The organism is Candidatus Krumholzibacteriia bacterium, assembly GCA_035649275.1.
Taxonomy (GTDB): Bacteria; Krumholzibacteriota; Krumholzibacteriia.
This window is the reverse complement of the sequence record DASRJW010000024.1, coordinates 19,986-46,315: the sequence shown is the minus strand read 5'-3', so window position 1 is coordinate 46,315 and position 26,330 is coordinate 19,986. Positions and strand designations below refer to the sequence as shown.

Below are 26,330 nucleotides of genomic sequence, written 5' to 3'. Positions count from 1 at the left end.
CGCGGCGCGAATGATTGGAGAAAGCCGGTGGAAGACGGTGATGGGACGATGAGCAAACGCATCTTCACCTTGAAGGAATCCCGGGAGACGCTGCCCCGGGTGCAGGCCATCACCGCTGCGGCGGTGAAGGAAGCCGAGGCGGTGGTCCGGCAGCTCGAAGCCAAGCCGGAAGGCGACGCCCGACGCGGGCTCGAAGAGCAATACGATCGCATCCTGCGCGCCTGGGGGGCGGCGATCATGGAGCTGGGAGTCGAGGTGAAAGGCATGTGGCTGGTGGATTTCGACAGCGGCGACGGCATCTACTACTGCTGGCACCACCCGGAAGCCACCATCGAGTTCTTCCACGACTACAGCACCGGCTTCTCCGGCCGCCGGCCGCTCGGCAAGCTCGGCGTCGTCTGAGCGCCCGTCGTTGACTCTCGCGGCCCGACATTGTACTGTGCGTGCGGTCGCCCTCACTAGTATCCCGAAAACGAAGGAGTGGACCGTGCGTATGCTGCTCACGGTTCGTATTCCGCACGAACCGTTCAACTCCAAGGTCAGAGACGGAAGCGCCGGCGCGACGATCAACAAGATTCTCGAGGCCACCAAGCCCGAAGCTGTCTACTTCACCGAACAGAACGGAACGCGGGGAGCGATTCTCGTCATTCACATCGAGAACCCTTCGCAAGTTCCGTCCTTCGCCGAACCGTGGTTCCTCAGCTTCGACGCAGACTGCGAGTTCAGAATCGCAATGCGTCCCGAAGACCTCAAGGAAGCCGGTCTCGACGGACTCGGGAAGAAGTGGAGCTAGGCGCGAGAGTCACGGGGGGACGATGATTCCGGGCAAGATCCAGAGATTCCTCGAGGAATACGCCAACGTTGCCACCTCGGGAAGCCGCGACCGGGATCTCGTCCCCTACGGGCATCGCGTCATCGGCTGGCGGATCGGAGCGGATCGGGATTCGCTGATCTGCCTGGTGCCCGCCCAGTTCACCGATCAGCTCGTCGACAACCTCACGGACAACGGGCAGTACTCGGTCACCATCGAGGAGTTTCCCTCGCACGAGACCTATCAGTTCAAGGGCCGCTACCTCCGCCACCGGGATCCCGAGCCGCAGGACCACGCCGCTCACGCGCGCATCGTCGCTCGTTTTCAGAAGGGTGTGCGCACCATGTTCCCGGAACTTCCGGAGCAGCTCCTCCGCGACTACATGCTGGAGCCCGCGCTGGCAGTGGAGATTCAGGTGGAGGAAATCTTCCTGCAAACGCCGGGACCCGGCGCCGGTACGCGCCTCGTCCCGCCGGTAGGGGCAGGAGGGGCGTGACCGACGTGGAAACCGCGAAGCTGCCCGCTGCGCTCCGGCCCGTCCTCGACAATGGCATCCCGGCCGTGATCGTCACCTGCTCCACCGCTGGCGTCCCGAACGCGACCATCATCTCGCAGGTCTACTACGTGGACGAGTCGCACGTCGCACTTTCCTTCCAGTTCTTCAACAAGACCATCCGCAACGTGCGCGAGAATCCGCGCGCCGCGGTGATGCTGGCCGACGTCGCCGCCGCCGCGAACTGGGTCCTGGCTCTCGAGTTCGAGCGTTCCGAGAAAGCGGGGCCGATCTTCGAGGCCATGGACATCCACATCGAGGCCATCGCCTCGTCCACGGGGATGTCCGGCATCTTCAAGCTGCAGGCCGCGGACGTGTACCGCGTCCGCTCCGTTCGCCACGTGCCCTTCCATCCCTGAGGCGACCTAGAGTTCCCCCGTCGGCCCCCAGTCCTCGAGGAGCCGCCGATAGGCGGGGTCGTCGTAGCGCGAGAGCGTGAAGGCGCCGGCGTATTCAGGCAGCAGTGCGCCGGTGATGTGGGCTCCGAGCAACTCCGCCGCCCCGCAGGCCACCATCAAGCCGTAGCCGGAGAGCGCACCCAGCACGTAAGCGCCACCGACCGGTAGAGGCCCGACGAGACAACGGTTCTCTCGCGTCTTCACGTAGTAACCGCCATCGACGAAGGTGCGTGGCACGGCATCGAGATAGGCCCGCAGCCCGGGCAGCATGGTGGCCATGCCGCGCAAGGCGATCTCGGCGAACTGAGGCTCCTCGGGGAGCGGGAAGTGCGGCTCCACCGGCTGCGCATGGTACGGCCAGAGCACGAGGACCTGTTCGCCTTCCATGGTTCCCTCCGGTCGGGCGTGGACACCGGCGGGGAGAAGACCCAGGAAACCGCGACTCTCTTCCTGGGCTGCGAGCAGCTCTCGCTCTTCGTCGGACCATTCCAACTCTTGCGGGTCGTCCCAGATGAGGAGCGGCGCGGCGCGGGGAACGGCACCTCGCGTATCCCGGAACGATGCCTTCAGGTGGAGCTCGCAGAACACCGGCAACTCGATACCGAGCAGGGCTGCCACCGACACCAAGTGCGGTCCTGCCGCGTCGACGAAACAGCTGGTGCGCAGGTGCTGCGTGCGCCCCCCTTCCCGGAGCACGACCCCGTGCACACGTCCGCCGGCGACCTCCACGGCTTCGAGACGTGCCGCCGCGAGCACAGCACCGCGAGTACGCGCCCGTTCCAAGAGCAGCATGCCGAGCTGTTGGCCGCTGAACCAGCCGCAGCGTCGCACATGTAGGGCAGCCACGGCGCGCTCGGTGAGATACGGGAAGTGCCGGCGCAGCAGCGCACGCTGCACGATGAGGTCGGCACCCAGAGGCTGATGTTCGAAGACCTCGGGCGGCGAAGGTGCGTAGCCGCCGGAATCGGCATGGTCGTGCACGCGGAGCGGACCAGCACCCTGGGCGGCGGCAGCCGTGGCGGCGCGCTCCAGCGCTGCGGCCCGCGCCGGTACGGCGGTGGCGTAGAGATAACCGCGCCGGTTCAACCTGAAGACGTTGTCGGTCCCCCGGGCGAGCTCTTCCATCAAGTCGAGGCTGCGATTCATGAGGGCGATCATCGCCCCGTCGGGGCCGGGCCAGAAGTTGCGATAAGCCTCGGTGGACTTGTCACTGGTGAGGGTGAGTGGCGGCCTATCGTCGACGAGGAGAACATCACGCACGCCGGCGTGGACAGTGAGCTGGTGCGCCACGGCTACGCCGGCGATCCCGGCACCACAGATGACGACCTCTGCCTGCTCCGGAAGCGTCATGGCCGTTCTCTTCCTGCCGCCTTCGCCGCCGAGCCGTCAGCGCTCGGCGCCGTTCGGTCCGCTGACGGCGCTCCGGCCGGAGCTGCCGCGGCAGCGTCAGCCCGCCTGCTCGCAACCCGTCGGGCCGCACTCTTCCCCAGCCTGTCCTCACCACCGCCCGATACCGCGAGATAGATGCCGGCAAAAATCCCGGCTCCGGCCAGGAGAAAGCGCAGCGTCGGCGCCTCACCCTTGTGGAGGAACGACAGCGTCGCGGCGATGGGCGCCTGCAGGTAGATGAACAGCGCCACCATCGACGACTCCACGTACTGCAACGCGTAGTAGTTGAGGAAGTAGGCGAGAGCCGTGGCGCAGACGATGATATAAGCCGCGAGCCACCAGAAGCTCCCGGGCAGCGCCGCGAAACTCACCTGCGCGAGCGGCTGCGCCCCGATCATCGTGATCCCCACCGCCCCGAAGCCGAGGAGCCAGGAAGTGGCGGCGAGCGGATGGGTGCGCCGCAGCAAGTTCCGCGACAGCACCAGGAACACGGAGAAGGAACAAGCGTTGCCCAGGGTGAGCAGATCGCCCCGGACCCAGGTCTCTTCGAAGCGGAAGTTCTCGATCCGGAGCAGCAGTAGAACGCTGGCACAGGCCACGACGATGGCGGCCAGCCGCCGAGCGGTGCGGCGCTCCCGGCCGAGGAGGATGGCGAAGGCGAGGGTGGCGACCGGGATGACGCTGTTGATGATGGCCGAGTGCGAGGGCGAGGTGCGCGACAGGCCTTCCACGAACAGTACCTGATTGAGCACCACGCCGAGCACGGCGTAGAGGGCGAGACGACCCACGTCGCCCCGGCTGTTCGGCAGACGGCGCAGGAAGAGCAGATTGTAGAGGGCAAGGAGGCCGGCGCCTCCGAGAATGCGGATCGCGGCCCAAGCCCGCGGCGGCATCATCTCGAGCACGAGCTTGGAGGCGAAGTAGTGCACGCCGAAGATGATCTGGACCAGGACCAGCGCCCCGTAGACTTTCAGCCGCGGCACGCGGCCCTCGCACGTCTGGCCATCCGGCACCTCGTCCCTGGTCTTCTCGGTGCAGATCCCCGTGGAGTCACCGCGCACGGGCTCCTCGCGGCAAGCAGAAAGAGAGAGCAGTGTCCGCCGGCCGGCACGCTTCGTCAAGACGACCCCGGCGGCAGGTCGAGTCGGGAGAGCGGAATGGGTGCGGAGCCTTTAGGAGCCCAAATCGTCCTGGTGGAGGTCGAGCTGCAGGCCGAAGACCCACACCGAGCGATCGATGCGGGAGTAGTCGAAATCCTGGTCGCGGGTGTAACCGGCATGGAACCAGCGCCAGCGGCCGCGCACGCTCCAGTTGAGAACGCCGTCGGTGCGCGGCAGAAGCATGGTTTCGAAGAAGGCGTCCCGGCGGGCGAACCGGTGCGAGAGCATGAAGGCGACCCCTGCCCCGGGCCGGGGATCGAGGATGGCGCGGAAAGCGGCGAAGGAGTAGTCGCTCGTGTACATCTCGGCGCCGACCGAGGGGATGAAGAGCACGTTGGCATCCTCGGGGTGGTCGGGCCACTGCAAGCGCAGCGCCGCGGTGCCGACGACGCGTCGCAGTGGCTGCGCGGTGGCGAACTCGAAGGCCGTGTCGTCCACGGCGCCGCCCTGACGCCGGCGGACGAAGGGTGTGTAGCTCGCGCGCCGCCGATCGCGCCAGGTACCCCCCACTTCGAGACCGCGCGCGAAGGTGCCCACATCGAGGACGGTGTACATCGGTCCTCGCGCGGCGAACACGATCGGGTCGACATAATCGGCCCGGCGGCCTGGCGGACTGTCGGCGTCACTCACCCACTCGGTGAAGAGCGCCACGCGATCCACCGCCTGGGCGTGGCACACCGGGGCGGTACCGAGGCTGATGCCGAGCGCGGCGATCACGCCCCGCAGGGCAGCGCCTAGCGCGCCCCACGCTCCTTGGAATGTCTGTTGCTGCATGCCGGCGCTTCCGTGCATGCCCCGTGCCCGCGCGGCCTCCGTCCACTCGCCGGGCGCCTGGAGTCTTCAGGCGAGGATACGGAGCGCCGACGGGACCAGGCGGAGCGTGCAGCGGCTCTCTCGCGCCAGCAGCTCGCAGTCCACGTGCATCGGCACGGGATGCTCGAGGGATTCCACTTCCAAGGGTTCGCGGCTCTGGAAGGAATGGACGAGGGGGTGGCGCAGGTGCGTCCGCGCCAGCACCTGCTGGCCGATGCGCAGCAGCTCGAGCAGATCCCGCGTGTCCACCACGACCACGTCCAGGAGGCCGTCGTCGGGCCGGGCGTTCCGCATGAAGGGGAAGAGGCGGGAGCCGTAATCGCGCACGTTGCCCACGGCGACGAAGTAGCCGTACAACTCCAACCGGCGCCCCTCGGGATCGGTGCCGCGCACACGCATCCGCGGCAATTCGTAGGGCCGGAAGCGCCGCTCCGCCGGGTTCCAACCGAAGAGGGTACGCAACCCGGAGAACACGTAAGCCCATTCTTTGAGCAAGCGCTTGTCGCGTTCGGGAACGTTCTCGATGAGATCGGCATCGAAGCCGAAGCCGGCGAAGCAGGCGAAGGCCGTGTCGTCGAGGAAACCCACATCGAGCGGACGCTCACGCGCCCAGTACAGCTGGCGGAAACAGGCATGCAGGAAGTCGGGGAACGGTCCTACTTGCAGACCGAAGGTCTTGGCGAGCACGTTGGCGGTGCCCTTCGGCAGCACCGAAAGCTTGGGCCGTTTTTCCTCGGGGAGTGCGAGGAGGCCGGCGACGCTGTCCCGGACGCCGCCGTCCCCGGAGCAGACGACGATGAGAGTGGCGCCTTCTGCGGCAGCGCGCTGCGCCAGCTCCGCGGCGTGGCCCGGACGTTCGGTGCTCAGCAGCCGCACGTCGTAACCCAAGAAGTTGTAGAGCTGCCGCGCCCACTCGGCGTACGCCGCGTACGTGCCGCCACCGGACCTCGGGTTGTCGATGAAGACGATGCGCTCGTCCCGAGGCAAGCGCGGCCGGAGCCCAGCCGGCAGGCGTTCGAGACGGTCGCGCAACGCCCGTTCGAGTCGAGCCTCCAGGAACACCTCCGACTGGAGCAGACGGGACCCAGCAGCGCGGAGGGAAGGCGGCTCAGTGCGCGTTGGCAGCGGGCTGGGCGGTCTCCGCGGGCGCGGCGGATCCCGCGCCAGAATCCGCCGGCAACGACGAGGACTGCTGCGAACCCGGTGGCGCTCCCGGCGCCGGGGACGTCGCCGCCTCCGGGAGGGTGCCGGCGAAATAGGCGATCCCGGCATGGGTGGCGTCGCGGTGGAAGCGCGAGCGGAACTCGGGCTGCACGAGGGAGCGGGGCACCATGAGGATCTCCGCCAGGCGATCCGGATCCTGCGCTTGCAGGCGTTCCATCGCCGACCGCGCCGTGTACGGACTGTCCGCTGCGAAGTGCACGACCACGGGAGTGCCATTGGGACGCACGCCCTTGACGATGACATCCGTCGGATGTTGCGCCGGTCCCTCGAAGACGAGGTCGACGACGCGCACGGAATCCCAGGGTTCCTGGGCGAGCACCGCCACGTCCTTGGCGACGCGTTCTGCTGGAGTCGTCTTCGGTCCGAACCAAATCAACGCCGCGACGGCCAGTCCGACCACGAGCCCGGCCAGGTAATACGGACGCCGATCGAAGAGCATCGTTCCCCTCTCCTGCGCGTGGTGCCGCTACGCACCCTGCCGCGGCTCCAACCTGCAGGCCGAATCCTAGTGCACCACGGCACCCGGGGCAAGTACCGGGTCAGGACTCCCGACGCCGGCGCTTGGCACGGAACTGGATGCCCTCGGCGCGGACCAACGGGTGCGACGGAAGGTGGCTGATGTCGGAGCTTCTCGTTTCGGCGACGGAACATCAGACGCGCTTGTGCCAGAACCTGCACGACCTGCCGCTGGGGCGGGCGTCGTGGAGCCGTCTGCACAAGCAGAGCGAGACGCGCAGCATCTTCCTCACCTGGGATTGGCTCTCCACCTGGTGGGAGTGCTATGGCGCCGACGCCGAGTTGTACACGTTCGCCGTGCTGCGCAACGATGAACTGGTGGGGATCGCGCCTCTGCAGCTCCGCCGTGACGACGGCCTCCGGGTGGTGGAGTTCCTCGGCACCGGCTTGTCGGATTACGCCGACGTCATCGCCGCCGCCGAAAACAAACCCTGGGTGATCGCCACGATCTTCGAGGCGCTCGTGCGCCGCCGCGATCGCTGGGACGTCCTGCGGCTGCAGAACATCCCGTCGGCGAGCGCCACCATGCCGCTCCTGGAGCAACAAGCGCAACCGGAAGGCTGGGTGGTGCGCAAGCAGAGCGCCGGCGCCTGCCCGGCGCTGTCCTTGGAAAAGAGCCGTACCTTCGCCGAAACCTGCGCCCGCAAGCGCAGCCTGGTACGCCACACCCGCTACTTCGAGCACTTGGCCCCCCTGGCCTTCTCGCACGTGCTCGACAGCGACGAGGTCGCCGACCTGCTACCCCACTTCTTCGAGCAGCACCGGGACCGGCGCTTCATGGCGGGCGACCGCAGCCTCTTCGACGACATGCGCAACCGGCGCTTCTTCGAGCGCGTCTCCCAGACACTCCTCGAATCGGGATGGCTGCGCTTCTCGGCCCTGCGCTGGCGCGATGAGCTCCTCGCTTTCCACTTCGGCTTCCTCTACGACCGCGTCTTCACCTGGTACATGCCGAGCTTCAACGTCGACTACGCCCGCTATTCGCCGGGCGAGGTGATGCTGAAGCGGCTGCTCGAGGACGCCCTCGCCGCCGACGCGCGGGAGTTCGACTTCGCCCTGGGGCAGACGGCGCACAAGGAGCGCTTCGCCAACGTCAAGCGCGAGAACGTGTCGCTGGAGATCGTGCAGCCCCGGGCCCACGAGGTCGTGCGTCCGGGCCCGCCCGGCGAGACCACAGCGGCGGCGAAGGCACGCCAGCGCCGCGCGCGCTGGGGACGCACGCACCGGTTCCTCTGGCGGGCGCAGCCCTTGCCCCCGGTGCCCTCGGAATTCCGCGTGCAGTGGGCGCGCTATTCGCAGATCAAGGCCATGGTGCGCCAGGAGGGCGTGAAGTCGGACATGCTGATCGCGGCGCTGGCGCGGATGCGCCACGGGGAGCGCGCCGTCGTCGCCCTCTGGCAAGAGCGTCCCATCGCGCTTCTCTGGCTGGTGCGCGATCCCGAGCACGAGCTCGCGGCCCAGGGTTTCGATGTCTCCCTGCCCCAGGGCGCCGCCTTCACCAGCGATTCCAGCCTGGCCTCGGATCTGCAAGGATCGCCGCGGCGCGAAACCCTCATGCCGGCGTTGCAGACCTTCCTGGCCGCCGAGGGCGTCTCCTCGCTCTACGGCGTCACCTTCCCGGGCGGCCCGGTGCCGCTCCCCGAGCGCTGCGGCGGCACCGTCGAGCCAGTGGCCCGGCGCACCACGGTGGGTCTCCTCCTCGGCCGCTTCTCCTACCAGAAGAGCAACCTGCCCAAAGCGGACTGATCAACGATACATGGCTTTCACGCCACCCCAGGTCGTAGGCAAAACCGGAGTGACACAGTAATCCTTGGGGACGGGCCCGGTGCGTGTGCCATGGGCGCGTAAGGTCGTGCACAGCTCATAACCACAACCCCAAAAGGCCTCGTATACCTCCACGGAGTCGAACGAATCTCCATTTCGTGTAACGTCGAACGTCACGCTGTAGCCACTACAGCATTCGTCGCCGCAATCCATGGAGCCGCAGTGGAGATGGAGAGTCGTTGCCGTCGCTGTCCCTGTGCAGGTTACGTCAGGATAGAAATCCCGGCCCGCGCAGATCCAGTACTCGGATGACAAAGCGCTGGCGCCGTCAGGATAAAAGCAGTTGTCGGTCGAGTCTACTGTTACCCAAATTCCCTCCCATTCCGGAGGCACGGGAACAGATGTGAGCAGCGTCTTGAAGACGGCTCGAGTGTCGTCCGCTGGCCCTGCATGGGCCCATCCGGTAGCGAGAAGCAGGACGCAGAGAATGGACAGTCGTAGGCAAGATTTCATGGCGTTCCTCCCATTGCGCGCGGAGGGCTCTAAACGCCTTTGGGCTGGTACTCACGGAGTCGGGGTCAGTCCATCCAGCCCCCGAGCCCATGTCGCACCTTGAGGCCCAGCTTGCCCAGGGCCCTCAGCGACTCCCCGTCAACACAAGTACCGACTGGGGAGCGAAAGGTTGGTGGCTCCAGGTGGCCGTCTGAGCTGATGCGACGCAGGCCGTTGCCTCGAGCCGCGTTCGAGCTGTCGGAAGCAATTCTTGACGATGCGAAGCATTGGACGTATTGTTGTCGCTCACAATCCCCTGATCCTGCAGGAAGGGGCCATCGATGCGCGCGAACCTGGTTTCTAGGCTGGGAGTCGCGACCGTCATTTTGCTCGCGCTCCACTACTCTTCCCTGACTACCGCCGCGGAAAGATCGACCGCCACCCTTCTTCCCGACGTCGAGGCACGTGCCGCTCGCCCTTGGGCCGGCAATGTCCGCTTCGAGCGCACGGCGCTCACTCGCATTCCCCACGGCGGAATGCTTCACCCGTTGTCGAACCTGAGGAGTGCCCGTATCGCCTCCGGGCCCTTAGCGTCCCCTCCGCTCACCAGCAACCCGATCGATGGCGAGTGGTCTCTGCTCGCCGGTTCGGGCCAGGGCGGCGCGGCCGGTCCGGCACGCATCGGACACAGCGCGATCTACGATCCGAATCGGGATCGCATGGTGATCTTCGGCGGTTTCACCAACGACACCTGGGTTCTCGACCTGACCGTTCCCCAGGCAGCTTGGGAGCCACTCACCACCCAGGGCACTCCGCCGTTGAGCCGCGCGTTCCACACCGCCGTGTACGACGCCAACAGCGATCGCATGGTCGTGTACGCCGGCTACAGCTGGGACTTGCTGAGTGACGTGTGGGAACTCGATTTCACCACCGCGCCGCCCACGTGGAGCCAGCTCCAACCCGCCGGATCGACTCCGGTGGCGCGCGCCGGCCACACGGCGATCTACGACTCCGATCGAGATCGGATGATCGTCTTCGCTGGCTACGACGGCCTTTCCGGCCCGACGGAGCGCCGCAAGGACGTCTGGTCTCTCTCCCTCGGCGGGAATCCCGAGTGGACCGAGCTCACGCCGGCAGTGGATGGTCCGACCGCACGCTCCAGCCATGAGGCGGTCTACGACGATTTGCGCCAGGCCATGGTGGTCTTCGGCGGTACCGATACGGACTTTCGGAACGACGTCTGGGCCCTTTCGCTCGGCGGAATCCCGGAGTGGACCCCGATCGCCGCGGCCGGGTTGTTGCCGGCAGCGCGCGAAGAGCACTCGATGATCTACGACGCCGGGAACGATCGACTGATCATCTACGGTGGCTACGACGCCACGTTCTTGTACGGCGACACGTGGACGCTGTTGCTGGCCAACCCGCCGCTTTGGACCGAGCTCGAGCCGACCGGCTTTGGACCCGGTCCGCGCTGGGGACACACCGCCGTCTACGATGACGATGGGGCTCGAGCCATCCTGTTCGGCGGCGGCACGAACTACCGCCTGCCTACCGGTACATTCGTCCTCAGCTTGAGCGGTCCCCCATCCTGGAGCCATCCTCTCGTCGGTCCCGGTCCCGGACCGGTGCGTCACACCTTCGCTTCCGCCTACGATTCACACCGGCACCGTATGGTGCTGTTCGGCGGCAGCAACGTGGCATCCTATCTCAACAGCTCCTGGACCATCACGCTCGACGATCACCCGGTGTGGAGCCAGCTCACGACCGCCGGCACCCCGCCGGCCCCCCGGCGCCTGGTGGAGGGAATCTACGATCCCGAGGGCGATCGGATAATCGTCTTCGGAGGCTGGGACGATCGGCTCTTTGGCGATCTCTGGCAGCTCTCTTTCGCAACCAACCCGCCGACCTGGAGCGTGCTCGTCACCACCGGTGGCCCTCCCGCCGCCCGAGCGGGGCACGGTGTGATCTACGATCCGCGCGGCCACCGCATGATCCTGTTCGCCGGTTGGGACGGCGTTTCGGAGAATTACCGCCGCAATGATCTGTGGGCGCTCAACCTCGACCCGGCGGTTCCCGAATGGGAGCAACTCGCGCCGGTCGGCACGCCGCCGAGCCCCCGGGGCAGCCATTCGTTGGTCTATGACAGCGACCGCCACCGCATGCTGGTCTTCGGCGGAAGCGCGTACACGTTCCTCAACGAAGTCTGGGCACTGTCGCTGGACGATCTCACTTGGGTCCAACTGGCACCCTTCGGCACCCCACCCTCGCCTCGGGAGGAGCAATCGGCGATCTACGACCCAGTGCGGGAGCGATTGGTCATCTTCGGCGGCTACGACAATCTGTACTTCTACGGCAGTCAGGACCTCTGGGAGTTGACGCTGCGCGGCCAGCCGCAGTGGCGACAGCTGACCCCCGACGGTCCGACGCCGATCTATCGTTGGGGACACGCAGCCGTCTACGACCGCGAGCGCGATCGAATGGTGATGCACGGCGGGCTCGGCCCCGGCCTGGACGAGACCTGGGCGCTCACCTGGTCCCATCCGGAGACGGCGGTGCCGGCGCTGACCAACGTAGAAGTCTTGCTCGGTGAGGTGCGCTTGACCTGGAGCCTGTTCGGAGGCGCGTTCCTGCACGCCAACGTCTACCGCTCCTTGGATGGCAGCGCGTGGGCATGGGCGGGCAGCGCTTCCCTGGGTTCCGACGGCCAGGCACAGTACGAGGATCACAACGTGCAGGCCGGGCTGCGGTACGCCTATCGCGCCAGCGTGATGGCGGGCAGCACGGAGCGCTACTCCGAGGTCACGTGGGTGGACATCCCCGGTGCCACCGACATGAGCGCCTACCCGCTTGCGTTCAGGCTCGACGCCGTGCACCCCAACCCCGTGGTGCGCGAGATGTCTCTGTCGTTTTCGCTTCCCGACCAGGTGCAGGGGGCGATCGAGATTCTCGACACCGCAGGACGCCGGGTGTGGAGTCGCCCGCTGTCCGCCTTCGGCCCCGGACAGCACACCGTGCGACTCGGACGAGAAGCGAAGCTTCCTTCTGGCGTTTACCTGGTCAAGCTCAGCCAGGGCGCCAGGAGCCAATCCCGCAAGGTCTGCGTGATCGGACAGTGATGCAGGTCTGCCGACGAAGGGTGCGGGGTTCCCAAGAAACCCCGCGCCGACTCAGCGCTGGCCGATGTCTTCGCTCAGAATCGGCTTGAGGTCGAGGATCGGCGTCCCATCGAGCGCCTCGAGATGGCGCACCCGCACTCGCCGCCCCTCGATGGCGGTGATCTCCACTCGGTGCAAACCGATGGGATTCGGCCGCTGCGGCGACCGGGTGCTGAAGACGCCCTCCTCCTCCCTCGACGTGTCCCCACGCGGGCGGACGCTCAACACGTCACGACGCGCGCGATCGAGCCAGGTGAAGACGAGGACCTCGTCGCCGGGCCGGAGATTGCGTAGCCCAGCCAGCACTTCCGCCTCGAAGACGAGCCAGGCCGCAGGCGCGCCTTCGTCGGCTTGCCGCGGGGCCGATTCGAGGTCCGTGAGCGGCGACTCGACCCGCCCGATCGCCTTCACTTCGTATTTCGCCACGAGCTCTCCTCACCGCTCCTTCCCATGCTGGTCTCCATGGGAGACTGGCTCCGATGCCGCCTAATGTCCCGTGGTCAAGGAATCCACCAACCGTAGGTATTCGGCCAAGGGCGGCAACCCCATCTGGCGACGCCGCTCGTCCACGTGCGCCGAGTCGGCGATCGAGTCCAGCACCCAGCGTCCTTCCCTGAGGGAGAGCTGGGTACCGTAAATCTGGGGATGCCCGGTCTTCACGGCGACTCGATCGGTGAGCATCGCCACAGCGGCGCCTTCGAGATCACCCCGGCGGTACGCTTCTTCGATGGCCGGAAGCATCGAACGCATGAACGCCGTGTCCTGCACTGCATGCTGGACGATCAGGAAGGCAGCCTCGACCGCCTCCCGCCCCACCTGTGCCGAGGTCGGCCACCCCCAGCGGGCCACGTAATTCTTGAGCCAGGCGGTATTCATGGAATCGGTATGCATCATCGCCCGCGCCTGGATCGTGTCCACCGACCCTCCCACGCCGAAACCCTCGCGCACGGCCTGATCCGCTCGGCCCCGAGCCTCGAGCTCCCTGCGAGCCTCGGCCAAGATTGCGGGTGACGGCTGCTTCGCCGCCGGCTCGCACCCCAGGATCGCCATCAGGACGATGACATTGCAGATGCCTCCATGGGGACTCATGCTCGCCGTCTCCACTCGCGATCCGTGGCCACTTCCTGAGACTTCGTAGCCACTGCATAGACGACATTCGCCTCGACAGCCTGGTTTCCGGCGGCACGGATGAACGCGATCGTGTCCCCTCGAACCTTCGCGCGAGCCTCGGCATCCAGCTGCTCGATCGTGCCACGGTATCCCGTCCCGAGAACCATGGGCCACCAGTCCTCCGCGGAGCGGAGAGCATGCGAGCCTTCTTCAGCGACGACGTCCAGCCTTTCTGCATCGGTTGCGGCGACGCCGAGCACGAATCCTTCCGGACCCACCTGCTCCGCCGCGGGTATCGCCGAGGCTCCCGTCCCACAGCAAACGTCCAGCACTCGCGCGCCAGGCTGCAGGTCGAGCCTCTCCACCGTGCGACGGCCAAAACGATCCCAGAACGAATTCACCGCATCGTCGTACGAATCCGCCGCGGCGTTGTAGGCGAAGGCTGCCTTGGCGCTTGCCTCGTCCGGCGTCGTCATCGGTTCGCTCCCGCCTGCGCGAACGTAGATCCTCCTGGTGCGGCGCTCAGGAGAGCAAGGCTGCGGCAGCCTCGTTGCGTACCGCGGCACCGCGGGTGCGGAGCAAGAGCAGTGCTGCGGTCGTGCAGACGAGGAAGACGACGCAGGACACTGCGACATACACCGGCAGGAAGCCCTTCTCCCCATGCAGCGCCGCTACGCCGTACACCGCCATCGAGCCGACGCCGAAGTTGAGGGCGAACTTGATGCCGTAGCTGGTGCTGCGCCAGCGCTCCGGTGTGAAGCGCGCCACCAGACTGTTCTCGATCGGCTGCATTCCCAGGGCGAAGAAGATGTAGGTGCCTGCCGCCAGCACCAGGCCCCACTCGGAGAGGAAACCCATGGCGAAGACGAAGGGCAGGCTCGCGGCGTGGAAACAGAGATAGAGCTTGCGCAGGTCGTGCCGGTCCGCCAGGTGACCGCCCAGGAGCTGGCCGGCGATGCCGACGGCGTACACCGCGGAGGCGATGAGTGTCGCCGCCAGGTTGGCCGAGCCCTGCAGGTGCGTCCAGTGCACGCGTTGCAGGAAGTTGGAGAGGAAGGTGGTTTCTTCCTGGAATGTGGCCGGCAACACCAAGGCGACACCGCGGTAAGCGAAGCCTGCGAGCAGCATGGCGACGCAGAGAACCGCGAAGGAGCCGAGCGGGCTCTCGCCGCTGCTCGAGTGTGCCGGGGCGTTCACCGCACGCCGTGCTGGCCCGCCGCCTGCTCGGTGCTCCTCGATGGGGATGGCGAGGGTGATCAATCCGCCGGCGAGGCCAAGGAGACCGAGGCAGAGATAGGCGCCGCGCCAGCCGACCGCGTAGCCGAGGAGGCCGGCGATGAAGGGGGCCATGGCGCTGCCCAAGTTGCCGTAGACGCCGTTCACGCCGAGGGCGCGGCCGCGCTGGCGGACGCCGCGGGAGAGCAACGCCATCCCCGCCGGGTGATAGCCGCTGATGCAGACGCCGACGAGTGCCAGCGCCGCGGCGAACTGGCCCGGCGTGCCGGCGCGGGAGACGAGCAGGCAACCCAGGCCAGCGCCGAGGAGCGTGACGAGAAGCACCGATTTCGCCTTCCAGTGGTCGGCGAGGAGTCCCATGGGCAAGGCTCCGAGACCGAAGAAGAGATACATCAGGAACGACAGCCGCAGCACTTCGGCCAGCGACAAACCGAGATCGTCGCGCACGGTGAGGGCGAGCGCCGGGAAAGAGAGCTCATACAGATGGGTGAGGAAGTGCGCCAGGCCGGTGACGCCCAGGATGCGCTTCTCGTCGCGCTCGTACTCCATGCCGTCTAGACCGCGAAGCCGTAGAAGCTGGGGTCGCCCAGAGGCGGCAGCGCTTGCCGTGGCAGGAGCACGGTGCGCGCCGACCAGAGATCGGTGAAGATGCGGTACTGCAGCGTCTGGTCGAGGTATTCGACCCCCGGTGATCCGCCCGTCCCCTGCCGGCGGCCGATGATGCGCTCCACCATGCGGACGTGCCGCGTGCGCCAGAGCACCAGCAGCTCTTCCAGCTCGACGACGGTATCCACCAGCAGGCGCGGCCAGGCGAGGAGAGGCAAGTCGCGGTAGGACTCGATGAAGAGGATGCCGGCGCGGATGCGCTGCACCCGGGCCCGTGCCTCGGGACTCGCCTCTTCGGCGAGGACGAAGGCCGCCGCCCGCTGTAGATCGGCCGCGGCACGCCGGCGCAGTGCCGCAGCGTCACCGGCACCATTTCGCATCAAAGCGTCGGTCTGCTCTTTCTGCAAAGTGGCGTAGGCCTCGAGGTAGGCGCGGAGGAATCCTTCCACCACCGCGGCATCGCCGGCATCGTCGGGGGAGGAGCCCTGGATGGGGGTGCGGTGCAGCCAGTCGTGCAAGGCGGCGCGCAGCGTCTTCTCTCCCCGCGCTGCTTCCAAGCGTCCCCACGCCATGGTTCCCGTGGGCGAGTGGGCGGCGGCGGTTCGGATGTGGTCCAGAGGATCGGTGCCGCCGATGCGGACGCGCTGCTCGTCCTCCAGTCCGAGCAACAGCTCCAGCTCGCGCAGCTGGAAGGATTGGAACCCACTCGACGGCACGAGCTTGTCACGGAAGCCGAGAAAGTCCTGCGGCGTCAACGTCTCCATGAGGCGGAATTGCTCCGCCGCCAGGCGCAAGATCTCGTTCACCCGCCGCAGGTGGTGCACCACTTGCGGGACGGTTTCCTCCGCGACCCGCGGCGCCGCCAGCCAGTCCCGGGCCTGGCGCAGCTCGCGCAATGCGAGCTTGAACCAGAGCTCGTACACCTGATGCACGATGATGAAGTGCAGCTCGTCCGGCGCCAGCCGCCCCTCTTCGCTTTCGAAACCGCTCTGCAAGGAGAGCAAGTGCTCGAGCTTGAGATAGTCCCAGTAGGTCGGTAGCACGGGAGGGGGCATGGGCTCTCCTGGAACGGTGGAGGTCCGAGTATTGCAGATCGCCTCCGGAGCCGCTAGAAACGGTTGACCGGGCCAGCACCATCCTTTAGAAGGAAGCATCACCGCGGAGGAAGTGTCGAATGCCTTCTCTCGCACCCGCCTTCAGCCTCGCCGGGCGCTCGGCGCTCGTCTGCGGTGCCAGTGCCGGCATCGGCCGGGCCACGGCACTGGCATGTGCCGGCCTGGGCGCCGGCATTACCGTGTTGGCGCGAGACGGAGCCAAGCTCGAAGCCCTGCTTCCCGAGCTACGCGCCGCCGGAGCCGCCAGCGCGACCTCGCTGGTGGCCGATCTGGAAAACATCGAGGGCTTCGAACGCGTCGTCGGCGATTGGCTGCAGCAAGCCGCTCCCGTCCACATCCTCGTGCACAACACGGGCGGACCGCCGGCGGGCAAGCTCGTCGAAGCGGACACGGCGGCTCTCCTCGCCGCCTTCCGGCGCCACGTGCTCTCGGCCCATCGACTGGTGCAGCTCCTGCTGCCAGGGATGCGGGAAGCAGGCTACGGGCGCATCGTCAACGTCCTCTCCACCTCGGTGCGCGAGCCCATCGATCTCCTCGGCGTCAGCAACACCATCCGCGCCGCCATGGCTTCCTGGGCCAAGTCGCTCTCTCGGGAGCTGCCGCCGGGCGTCACCATCAACAATGTGCTGCCGGGATACACGGCCACGGAGCGCCTGGCGGAGCTGGCACGCAGCACCGCCGCACGCACCGGCCGCAGTATCGAGGCGATCGAAGCGGAGTGGCGCGAGATGGCGCCGGAGAAACGTCTGGGTCGCCCCGAGGAGATCGCCGCCGCCATTGCCTTCCTCGTCTCCCCGGCGGCATCCTTCGTACGCGGTACGAGCCTGCCCGTGGACGGCGGGCGACTGCGGAGCATCTAGAGCCGATGGACTTCGACATCTTCTTCTCCATCAGCCAGACCCCGGTCGAGGACGTCCTCCCCAACGAGGCGGAGATGTTTCGCAATTTCTTCGCCCAGGTAGAGGCGGCAGACGCCCTCGGCTTCGGCACCGCCTGGATCGCCGAGTCGCATCTCTCCAGCGAAGTGCAGAAACGCCACCGCGAACCGGTGATCCCGCACTGGCGCGGCGAGGTGGGTCTCAACGTCGATTTCCTGCAGCTGGCCCAGCAGATCTTCCGGCGCACCCGCCGCATCGAGGCCGGCAGCGCGGTGATGAACATCCTGTGCAACGGCGGTCCGGTGGCGGCGGCGGAGCGCATCGCCGCCTTCTGCAGCCTGCACGGCCTGGACCCGGCGGAGCGCCGCCGCATCCACGTGGGCTTCGCCGCCGGACGCTTCGACTTCATGAACCGGGCCTACGGCATCCTGCCGCGTGACGCCATCGAGGCCGCAGCCTGGCCCGCGGTGAAAGGCAAGATCTTCGCCGAAGCGGCGACGATCTTCCTGCGCCTCTTGCGCGGGGACATCCTCTCGAGCAGCGACCTGCCCGAGCCCTCGCTCTCCCGCGCCGATTTTCGCTCCGAGGCGGAGTGGGAAAAGGTGCTGTCGCTGGCCGCGCCCGGCGGAGGGCGGAAGGAATCGCTCCCGCTGCAGCGGCGCTTCGTCTTCGAGCCGCTCAAGATCGTGCCGCAGGAGTGGCGGCGCGAGCTCTGCGTTCCGGTGATCGGCTCCCACGACCCGCGCCTGCAAGAGGAGGTCAACCGCATCCTGCCGGTGCAGGTGTTCAACCTCTCCATCACCCGCCCTGAGGTGATCGAGGACACCCACCGGAGGTTGGGGCAGGCGTATCATCCAGACGGGGGGCCGTGGCGGCGCGGGTACATGCCGAGGACCCTCATGGTTTTCTTGAACGAACAGCCGCAACTGTCGCCGGAGGAACGCCGTGCCGCCGCGCGAGCCGAGGCCCGCACCGCCTTGGCCGCCTACTGGACCGCCCTCGAAGGCACCCTCGATCCGACGAAGGTGGAGGTAGCGGCGGACAATGCCGTGGTGGGTAATGCCGACGACGTGGTGGAGCAGATCCTCGCCCGCTTCCACCCCGAGGATCGTCTCATGCTGTGGTTCGACTTCTTCAACCATGACAGCCCTCGCGTCGTCGCCAACATGGAAGCTTTCATGACACGCGTGGCGCCGCGCGTGAGCGACGCCATGAGCCGCAGAGCCGCGGGAGAACGGCATTGAAGGCAGCAAGCAAGCGACGCGCCCGCGGCGGCGCCGCGGGGAAGCGCAGAACCCACCGTGGGTCCGCGGCAAAGACGAAACGGTCTCGCCCCGCAATCGACGGCGATTCCTCGACCCGTTCGCTGCAGCTCCATCTCCCGGGTCACGGCCGGCCGGGGGAGGCCATGTACCCGCGCTCGCCTCTCGGCGAGCGCGATGCCGGGATCCCCACGGGGCGCGACGTCGAGTGGGAGCCGCTCCTCGACTACCGGCGCCACGGGGTGAGCGAGACCACCATCCATGGCGCCGTGGCCTGGGCGAGCGGCAAGCGGATCGTGCATTCCTTCGGCGGCAACGTGCTCTGCTACGGCCGCAGCATGATGAAACCGCTGCTCATGAAAGCGCTGGCAGCGGCGCTGGCGCCGGACACCACCTGGACGCAGAAGGCGATCGCGGTGAGCAGCCACAACGGCACGGCGGAGCACGTGGCCGCTGCACAGTCGCTCCTCCCGGAGGACGAGTGGGGCCTCATGCAGACGCCCCTCGACGTGCCGCTGTTGCAGTTCGGCCGGCAGGTGCGGCGGCCGCGCCGCTGGTACAACACCTGCTCCGGCGAGCACGCCGCCATCCTGCGCGCCTGCCGGCTCTTGGGCTGGAACCGCGCCGGCTACACCCTGCCGCAGCATCCACTCTTCCAGGCCTACGTGCAGACACTCCGGCGTTTCCTCGGCCGCGACTGGACGCCCCTCCGGGTGGCCCGTGACGGCTGCGGCCTGCCCACGGTCTCCAACACCGTGAGCGAGCTCGCCATTCTCTTCGCCGGCCTGGCTTCGACGCACGAGGAAGATTGGATCTGGGAAGCGATGGTGCGCCATCCCGACCTGATCGGTGGCTTCAATCGTCTCGACAGCACAATCCTGAAAGCGGGCGAAGGACACGTCATCGCCAAGGAAGGTGCCGATGGGCTTCTCGGTCTCTCCATCGCGCACCAGGAGTTCCCGCACGGGCTCGGCATCGTGATCAAGGTGGCCCACGGCTGGGACCCGCAAGCCATGTGGTACGTGGCGCGGGCGGTCCTCGGTGTTCTCGGCCTGGAGCTGCGCAATCCCTATCCGCTGCGACGGCAGAAAGCCTTCGTCGTCCCCGGCGTCGTCCCGCCAGAGCGCCTGCCCCGGTTGCAGCAAGTGGCCACCTGGGATGACTGGGACCCGGACCGCGACCGCTATTACTACGACTGGCAGCAATACGGCGATGGCGGCGACCCATGAGCACCACGGCGGGTCGGAGCGTGCGCACCCTGCAGCACTTCGTCGGCGGGCGCTTCGTCCCGGCGTCGAAGGGCGCGTCTCTCGACGATGTGAATCCGGCGACGGGCGAGGTCATCGCGCGGCTCCCTCGCGGCGACGCCGCGGACGTCGAGACCGCGGTGGCCGCTGCCCGCAGCGCCGCCTCGGGTTGGGCCTCGACGCCCGTGGCGCAGCGGGCCGCGTTGCTGGAGGCGGTGGCGGACCGCATCGCCGCCCGACAGGGCGAGCTGGCGACGCTCGAGGCCGAGGATACGGGGAAGCCGCTGCAGCTCGCCCGCAGCGTCGACATCCCGCGCGCCATCGCCAACTTCCGCTTCTTCGCCGGCGCCGTGCGTCACGACGAGACCCCTTTCCACGCCATGGAGGGCGCCCTCAACTACACCCTCCGCCGGCCCCTTGGTGTGGTGGGATTGATCACGCCGTGGAACCTGCCGCTCTATCTCCTCACCTGGAAAGCGGCGCCGGCCCTCGCCATGGGGAACGTGGTCGTGGCCAAGCCGAGCGAGCTCACGCCGCTCACGGCGCAAGCACTCGCCGAGATCTTCGCCGAGGTGGGAGCACCGCCGGGAGTCTTCAACCTGGTGCACGGTCGCGGTGACGAAGCGGGCGAAGCCCTCACCTCCCACCCCGACGTGGCCGGCATTTCCTTCACCGGCGGCACGGCGACGGGAGCCCGGGTCGCCGCCGCTGCGGCGCCGCGCTTCAAGAAGCTGAGCCTGGAGCTCGGCGGCAAGAACCCGACGCTGGTCTTCGCCGACTGCGACTTCGACGCCGCCGTGCAAGGGACCGTCCGCGCCGGCTTCACCAACCAAGGGCAGGTGTGTCTGTGCGGCTCTCGCGTCCTCGTCGAAGCAGCGCTCTACGAGCGCTTCCTGAGCGCCCTGGTGCAGCGCGTCCGGGGCCTCCGCCTGGGCGATCCCATGGACCCGCGCACCGAGCTCGGCTCCCTGGTGTCGGCGGCGCATCGCGACAAGGTGGAAGGCTACCTGCGCCTCGCGCGTGAAGAAGGTGGTGAGGTCTTGGGCGGCGAGCGGCCTGTGCTCGGGCCGCCGCTCGACAGCGGTGCCTTCCTCGCCCCCGCCGTCGTCACCGGTCTCGCGCACACCTGCCGTTTCGTGCAGGAAGAGATTTTCGGCCCCGCCGTCAGCATCCATCCCTTCGCCGACGAGGACGAAGCCATCGCCCTGGCCAACGACGTGCGCTATGGTCTGGCCGCGTCGGTGTGGACCCGCGACCTGTCGCGGGCGCATCGGGTGAGCGCCCGCCTCGAGAGCGGCATGGTGTGGGTGAACACCTGGCTGCTGCGGGACCTGCGCGTGCCCTTCGGCGGCCTGAAGGCGAGCGGTGTGGGCCGCGAGGGTGGCCGCTGGTCGCTGGAGTTCTTCAGCGAGGCGCGCAACGTCTGCATCCGGCTGGACCCGAATCCCTGAGGGAACGCGGTTTTCCACGGAGAACAGTCAGTATGCCGAGCACACGGAAACGCGCGAGCCGACGCGATCGCCATCGCGCCTCGCAGGAGAAGCGGACGTCCCGGCGGAAGGAGCCCGGGGGCGGCACGATCGTCGCCGGCATCCTGGCGCCGCACCCGCCGCACCTGGTCTACGCGGAGAACCCGCCGCAGAACGAACCGCGCTCCGAAGGCGGTTGGGAGAACATCCGCTGGGGCTATGAGAGGCTGCGGCAGCGGCTCGCCACGAAGGACTTCGACGTCCTGGTGGTGCACTCGCCGCACTGGCGCACCGTCGTGGGCCATCACTTCCTCGGCGTGCCGCACTTCGCCAGCCTGTCGGTGGATCCCGTCTTCCCCAACCTCTTCCGTTATCACTTCGACGTGCATGTGGACGTGGAGTTGGCCGAGGCCATCCGCGACGAGGCGCGCACCGCCGGTCTGGTGACCAAGATGATGCGGAACCCCGCCTTCCGTGTGGACTACGGCACCATCACCTCGTGCCACATGGTGCATCCCGGCTGGGATCTCCCCATCGTCGGGATCTCCTCCAACGCCGCTTTCTTCTATTACAGCAACGACGTGGGCCAGCAGCAGATGCTCAAGCTAGGGGAAGCCACGCGCCGCGCCATCGAGAAGAGCGGCCGGCGCGCCCTGCTGCTCGCTTCCAATTCCCTCAGCCACCGTCACTTCACGGTGGAGCCGCCGATCCCGGAGGACATGTCGCACGAACATCCCTACCACCACGGCCAGTACCTGTGGGACATGCGGGTGTTGGAGCACATGCGCCAGGGACGCACGCGGCAGCTCTTCGACGAGCTGCCGGACTTCATCGACCAGACCGAGAGCGAAGCGAATGCGGGCTGCCTGAGCTGGCTCCTCGCCGCCCTCGGCTTCCCCGATTATCCCGCGGAGGTGCACGGCTACGGCACGGTGATCGGCACGGGCAACGCCGTCGTCGAGTGGGACGCGGAGACCGCGGCGCTCGGTAAGCAGGCAGGGCGCGCCATGGGCCCGAGCGCGACTCCTTCGCTCCGCGCGGCGCGCGCCTTGGCCCTGCCGGCACCGACCGCTGCGGCGGCTGCGAAGCAGCGCAAAGCCTCGGCCCGACGGGAGCCTTCGCCGCTTCCTCCCGCGCCGACGCCGGCGACGAGCAGCGACGGCCGCCCGGGAGGCGCCGTCGCCGGCTACATCGTCCCCGGCCTGCCCCAACCGCTCCTCGTCCCCGAACGCTCGCCGGGGTGGCAGGCGCTCCGCCGCGCCTTCGAGTCGGTACGCGCCGAGATCGCCGCCCTCGACGCCGATCTCCTCCTCCTCTACAGCACCCAGTGGTTGAGCGTGATCGGCCATCAGATCCAGGCGCATCCGACGCCGGAGTGGGTGCACGTGGACCCCGAATGGCACGAGCTCGGCGCCATCCCCTATCGCTTCCGCATGGACAGCGCCTTCGCCGCGGCCTACGAGAAGTCGGCGCGGGAGCGGGGCCTGCACGCGCGCACCGTGGCCTATCACGGCTTCCCCATCGACACCGGGACGGTGGTGGCGCTCAAGCTGCTCGATCCGGAGAACCGCCTGCCGGCTTGCGTCGTCTCCTGCAACATGTACGCCGATCGGGCCGAGACCATCGTGCTCGGCAAGGCGGCGGCCGCGGCGCTCCGCACCAGCGGGCGGCGCGCCGTCTGCATCGCGGTCACGGCGCTCTCGAACCGCCTGTTCACCGAAGACATCGATCCGAAGAAGGACCGCATCTCCTCCCTCAAGGACGACGAGTGGAACCGTAAGCTGCTGGAGATTCTCGGCGAGGGGAGGATCGAGGACGTCTCCCAGCTGGCGCGCCAGTTCAGCTCCCAGGCCCATGCCGACCAGAAGCTGAAGGCGATCTGGTGGCTGGCGTCCGCACTCGGCCAGAACAACAACTACAAGGGCCATGTCTTCGAGTACCGGCCGCTCTGGGGCACGGGCGGCGCCGTGGTCGGCCTCTTGCCGACGGCGAACGCGGCCTCGAACCTGGAGTTCGACGAGGAAGACGTGGACGTCTATGCCGGCGAGCGCAACGTCCTCTCCGCCGGTCGCGCCAGCTCTCGCGCGGCTGTGGTCCGTACCGCCGCGCCGGGTCTCGAGACGGCGCCGGCTGCCGCCGGCGAGGGCATCGTCACCGAGGCCGCTCCGACTCCCGTCGGTGCGTTCCCGCACGCGCGCCGGGTCGGAGACCTCCTCTACCTCTCCGGGATCGGCCCGCGCCAAGCGGGCACGGACGCCATCCCCGGCGGCCCGGTGCGCGACGCCGCCGGACGGGCCCGGGACTACGACGTGGCCGCGCAAACCCGTGCCGTCATCGACAACGTGCGCATCGTGCTGGAAGCTGCCGGTTCCAGCCTCGAACGCGTCCTCGACGTCACCGTGTTCCTCATCGATATGCGGCGCGACTTCGAGACCTTCAACCGCATCTACGCCGAGACCTTCGGCTCCATCGGCGCCACCCGCACGACGGTGGAGGTGCGGGCCTTGCCCACACCCATCGCCGTCGAGTTCAAGGTGATCGCCCGCTGCGGTGACGGAGGAGAGGCATGAAGCGCGGCGGCGACCCCGAGCTCATCGACATCTCGCCGCTCGTGACGCACCGCCTGCAGGTGTGGCCGGGAGACGTCCCCTACCGGCACGAGGAGAGCCTGGACATCGCCCGAGGCGACAACCTCACTCTCGGCGCCGTGCAGACGACGCTGCACGTGGGCGCCCATGCCGATGCGCCGCGCCACTATGTCGCCGACGGACAGGACATCGGCTCCCGGGATCTCTCTTTGTACTACGGAACCTGTCAGGTGCTTGCGGTGTCGGCACCGCGGGGCGGGCGCCTTCGCCCCACCCACGTCGGCACTGCGATCGTGGCGCCGCGGGTGTTGTTCAAGACCGGCTCGTTGCCGGACCCCGAGGCTTGGAACCGCGATTTCAACAGCCTGTCTCCCGAGCTGGTCGACTTCCTCGCCGCCGCGGGGGTGCGCCTCGTGGGCATCGACACCCCCTCCATCGACCCCTTCGACGACAAGCGCTTGGAAAGCCACCAAGCAGTAGCAAAGCACGACATGGGCGTTCTCGAGGGCTTGGTCTTGGAGCACGTCGAGCCCGGACGATACCTCCTCGTGGCGCTACCGCTGCGGCTCGCCGGCGCCGACGCCTCGCCGGTGCGCGCGGCGCTGGTGCGCGAGGCCTCCCGGTGAGGCGCCGGGATCTTTTTCTGCCGGCCGCTCTCGCCGCCTTCGTGGGCGTCTGCGCCGCCACCGGGGCGCGCCAGGTCGTGCACCTCGACTCGGTGCCTCTCCTCTTGGCGTTGCAACACCAGGATCTGCGCCTGCACCAGCCGCAACCGCCGGGCTACATCCTGCACGTCTGGCTCGCGGAGGTCGTGCAGGTGCTGGCGGGGCGGCCGCTGCTGGCGCTGCGCTGCGTCTCTCTCCTCGTCCTCGCGGTGACGGCAGCCTTGTTGTATCGCCTGGCGGCGCACCTCGCCGATCGCGCCACGGCGCGGGCAGCGGTGCTGCTCTTCCTCACCAGCCCCCTCGTGATCTTCCACGGCATGACCACGGGTACCTACGTCGACGAGGCGCTGGCCGGTGTGGCGGTCTCCTGGCTGCTTTGGCGCGCGCTCCAGCGCGGCAAGCCCTCGCTCCGCGCCGCGGCGTACCTGACCGGCTTGCTCGCCGGCTTACGGCCGACGGTGCTCGTCATCGGCGTCCCGCTCCTCGTCTGGGCGGGAAGGCGCCTGGCGCTTTCGCGCCGCAGCTGGGCCGAGGCCGGTCTCGCTGCTTTCCTCGGTCTCTTGTGCTGGCTGGTGCCGCAAGCGCAGCTGGCAGGCGGCCTGGACGACTACGCGCGGATCGTCGCGGCGGTGGCCCGAGCCGCGCTGGAGAAGTCACCCCTTTGGAAAGGTCCGCTGAGCTTCGCGCAGCAACTGCTCCTCCTCCTGGCGACGCTCTTCTTCGGCCTTGGCGGCGCCCGCTGGATCGCGGCCCTCGTCACCCGCCTCCGGCGGCACCACGCTCCGAGCCCGCCGCCGGCGCCCGCAGCTGCGAGCTACGCTTCTTCCTTTCTCGTTACCTGGATTCTCCCACCCAGCCTCGTCGCTCTGCTGCTCGGCATGCCGGCTACGGGGTATGCACTCGCGCTCTGGCCGCCGCTCTGTCTCTGGCTCGCTCTCGATGCATGGCAGCATGGGTGGCAGGCGCGGCGCCGACTGGCCGTCGCGATGCTCCTCTTCGACCTGGCCCTGTTCGTGTTCCTACCGACGCCGGCTTCGCGGCCAGAGCCCGCCTTCGGCATCGCGGCACTGGCGGACCTCACCGCACCTGCGGCTGGCCGGAGCCCCTTGCATGCCTGGTGGGATCGTCTGCCGGCGGGAGCGCGACGGCTCGGTGAGGCGCTCTTCGCCAAGACCGACTTCTTCTTCGATCGCACCCGGCACACGGACTTCGCGCCGCTGCAAGCCGCCCTGTACGGTCTCGGGCCCCTGGCGCATGAAACCCTCGTCCTGGGCGGCCCGATGACCCGCGCCGCATGCGTGCTCGCGCCAGGCCGCGACGTGGTGCAATTCGATGCGCACCGCCCCGCTCCTTTCCTCCACTACCGCGAACAGCAAGCGACCGTGGTGGCGGACACCTTCGAGGTCTCGCCCGAGGTCTACTGGCTCCTCCACGAAGGGCCCCTGCGGGAAATCCAGCGCCCCGACGCGGAGCTGCTTCCGGCACCGGCGAGCCCCGAGGCGGCCGAGCGCGGCGCCCCCGAGGCAGCCTTCCACCTACTACCGCTGCGCGAAGGTCCCATCGATCTCTGGTACGTACCCGAAGCGGGTGCGGGCAAGCTACGCCTGCATCTGCTCCGCGGCATGCCACCTCGTGATCCGAGGCTCTATGAAAGAGCCGAAGCCCGTGGATCGCGGCGCGCCGACGCACCGAGACGCTGATTCACAGCACCGAGCTCGTCGACTGCACGCAAGATCAGAGAACGTCCTACCTCGACTCGCCACGCCTCGGAGAATCCCCGACCCTGCATATCGAACGACGCTGTCGAACCCAAGTAACTCTTGCCAACTCCCCCTCGTCCCAGGTACACGGGAAGTGACGCCGTCGTGTCGCGTGCGGT

23 protein-coding genes are annotated in these 26,330 nt (G+C 68.0%); 13 read left to right on the top strand and 10 right to left on the bottom strand.

All coding sequences use genetic code 11. From position 1 onward, the window contains the following. Positions 1-48: 48 nt before the first annotated feature. The 4 genes from VFE28_01850 (at position 49) to VFE28_01835 (ending at position 1,723) form a co-directional block, all read left to right on the top strand. The gene (locus tag VFE28_01850; GenBank protein ID HZM14719.1) at positions 49-402 is read left to right on the top strand and encodes a DUF2203 family protein; all 354 of its coding nucleotides are present in this window, start codon (positions 49-51) and stop codon (positions 400-402) included. An 85-nt stretch (positions 403-487) separates the two neighbouring features. After that, positions 488-793 carry a panthothenate synthetase gene (locus VFE28_01845; protein HZM14718.1) on the top strand — a complete coding sequence of 102 codons (306 nt, stop codon included), beginning with the start codon at positions 488-490 and terminating at the stop codon, positions 791-793. Between the two features lie 22 nt (positions 794-815). Continuing rightward, the gene (locus tag VFE28_01840; protein HZM14717.1) at positions 816-1,307 is read left to right on the top strand and encodes a hypothetical protein; all 492 of its coding nucleotides are present in this window, start codon (positions 816-818) and stop codon (positions 1,305-1,307) included. Then, positions 1,304-1,723 carry a pyridoxamine 5'-phosphate oxidase family protein gene (locus VFE28_01835; GenBank protein ID HZM14716.1) on the top strand — a complete coding sequence of 140 codons (420 nt, stop codon included), beginning with the start codon at positions 1,304-1,306 and terminating at the stop codon, positions 1,721-1,723. Before VFE28_01840 ends, VFE28_01835 begins: the two co-directional genes overlap by 4 nt. A 6-nt stretch (positions 1,724-1,729) precedes the next feature. On the opposite strand, the gene VFE28_01830 is transcribed toward VFE28_01835, so the two are convergent. From VFE28_01830 to VFE28_01810, 5 genes are all read right to left on the bottom strand, one after another. Further along, the gene (locus VFE28_01830) at positions 1,730-3,112 is read right to left on the bottom strand and encodes an FAD-binding oxidoreductase (protein HZM14715.1); all 1,383 of its coding nucleotides are present in this window, start codon (positions 3,110-3,112) and stop codon (positions 1,730-1,732) included. Beyond that, positions 3,109-4,134, bottom strand: coding sequence for a DMT family transporter (locus VFE28_01825; protein ID HZM14714.1), 1,026 nt, complete (start codon positions 4,132-4,134; stop codon positions 3,109-3,111). Before VFE28_01825 ends, VFE28_01830 begins: the two co-directional genes overlap by 4 nt. A 189-nt stretch (positions 4,135-4,323) precedes the next feature. Further along, the gene (locus VFE28_01820) at positions 4,324-5,085 is read right to left on the bottom strand and encodes a hypothetical protein (GenBank protein HZM14713.1); all 762 of its coding nucleotides are present in this window, start codon (positions 5,083-5,085) and stop codon (positions 4,324-4,326) included. A 66-nt stretch (positions 5,086-5,151) separates the two neighbouring features. Beyond that, the gene (locus VFE28_01815; protein ID HZM14712.1) at positions 5,152-6,186 is read right to left on the bottom strand and encodes a diacylglycerol kinase family protein; all 1,035 of its coding nucleotides are present in this window, start codon (positions 6,184-6,186) and stop codon (positions 5,152-5,154) included. 46 nt (positions 6,187-6,232) lie between these two features. Then, positions 6,233-6,787 (bottom strand): hypothetical protein, encoded by a 555-nt coding sequence (locus tag VFE28_01810; protein HZM14711.1) that lies wholly within the window; start codon positions 6,785-6,787, stop codon positions 6,233-6,235. A 179-nt stretch (positions 6,788-6,966) separates the two neighbouring features. Between VFE28_01810 and VFE28_01805 the strand changes: the two genes are divergently transcribed. Together VFE28_01805 and VFE28_01800 are read left to right on the top strand one after the other, a co-directional pair. Beyond that, positions 6,967-8,610, top strand: a complete 1,644-nt coding sequence (locus VFE28_01805; GenBank protein HZM14710.1) for a GNAT family N-acetyltransferase — start codon at positions 6,967-6,969, stop codon at positions 8,608-8,610. 1,058 nt (positions 8,611-9,668) lie between these two features. Then, positions 9,669-12,236 (top strand): kelch repeat-containing protein, encoded by a 2,568-nt coding sequence (locus VFE28_01800; GenBank protein ID HZM14709.1) that lies wholly within the window; start codon positions 9,669-9,671, stop codon positions 12,234-12,236. 51 nt (positions 12,237-12,287) lie between these two features. On the opposite strand, the gene tsaA is transcribed toward VFE28_01800, so the two are convergent. Genes tsaA through VFE28_01775 form a run of 5 tightly spaced genes read right to left on the bottom strand, consistent with a single transcriptional unit; the run spans position 12,288 to position 16,282 of the window. Then, positions 12,288-12,701, bottom strand: a complete 414-nt coding sequence (gene tsaA, locus VFE28_01795) for a tRNA (N6-threonylcarbamoyladenosine(37)-N6)-methyltransferase TrmO (protein ID HZM14708.1) — start codon at positions 12,699-12,701, stop codon at positions 12,288-12,290. Positions 12,702-12,761: 60 nt separating this feature from the next. Then, positions 12,762-13,364, bottom strand: coding sequence for a DUF6624 domain-containing protein (locus VFE28_01790; protein HZM14707.1), 603 nt, complete (start codon positions 13,362-13,364; stop codon positions 12,762-12,764). After that, positions 13,361-13,861: a hypothetical protein gene (locus tag VFE28_01785; protein HZM14706.1), complete on the bottom strand. Its 501-nt coding sequence runs from the start codon at positions 13,859-13,861 to the stop codon at positions 13,361-13,363. The genes VFE28_01790 and VFE28_01785 overlap by 4 nt, the downstream gene beginning before the upstream one ends. A 46-nt stretch (positions 13,862-13,907) precedes the next feature. After that, entirely contained in the window at positions 13,908-15,170 is a 1,263-nt protein-coding gene (locus VFE28_01780) for an MFS transporter (GenBank protein ID HZM14705.1), read from the bottom strand. A 5-nt stretch (positions 15,171-15,175) separates the two neighbouring features. Continuing rightward, positions 15,176-16,282, bottom strand: coding sequence for a tryptophan 2,3-dioxygenase family protein (locus tag VFE28_01775; protein HZM14704.1), 1,107 nt, complete (start codon positions 16,280-16,282; stop codon positions 15,176-15,178). A gap of 119 nt (positions 16,283-16,401) precedes the next feature. Here VFE28_01775 and VFE28_01770 point away from each other — a divergent pair, with 119 nt between their 5' ends. The 7 genes from VFE28_01770 to VFE28_01740 all read left to right on the top strand — a co-directional run bounded on the left by VFE28_01770 (position 16,402) and on the right by VFE28_01740 (position 26,151). Further along, entirely contained in the window at positions 16,402-17,202 is an 801-nt protein-coding gene (locus VFE28_01770) for an SDR family oxidoreductase (GenBank protein HZM14703.1), read from the top strand. A gap of 5 nt (positions 17,203-17,207) precedes the next feature. Beyond that, entirely contained in the window at positions 17,208-18,464 is a 1,257-nt protein-coding gene (locus VFE28_01765) for an LLM class flavin-dependent oxidoreductase (protein HZM14702.1), read from the top strand. 164 nt (positions 18,465-18,628) lie between these two features. Further along, on the top strand, positions 18,629-19,711 hold the full coding sequence (locus tag VFE28_01760; protein HZM14701.1) for an asparaginase: 1,083 nt from the start codon (positions 18,629-18,631) through the stop codon (positions 19,709-19,711). A gap of 20 nt (positions 19,712-19,731) precedes the next feature. After that, complete coding sequence (locus VFE28_01755) at positions 19,732-21,180, top strand: aldehyde dehydrogenase (GenBank protein ID HZM14700.1); 1,449 nt, start codon at positions 19,732-19,734, stop codon at positions 21,178-21,180. Positions 21,181-21,212: 32 nt separating this feature from the next. Then, entirely contained in the window at positions 21,213-23,768 is a 2,556-nt protein-coding gene (locus VFE28_01750; GenBank protein HZM14699.1) for a Rid family hydrolase, read from the top strand. Then, entirely contained in the window at positions 23,765-24,412 is a 648-nt protein-coding gene (locus tag VFE28_01745) for a cyclase family protein (GenBank protein HZM14698.1), read from the top strand. Before VFE28_01750 ends, VFE28_01745 begins: the two co-directional genes overlap by 4 nt. Further along, a complete protein-coding gene (locus VFE28_01740; GenBank protein ID HZM14697.1) occupies positions 24,409-26,151 on the top strand; it encodes a glycosyltransferase family 39 protein in 1,743 nt (580 codons plus the stop codon). The genes VFE28_01745 and VFE28_01740 overlap by 4 nt, the downstream gene beginning before the upstream one ends. The last annotated feature ends 179 nt before the right edge of the window (positions 26,152-26,330 follow it).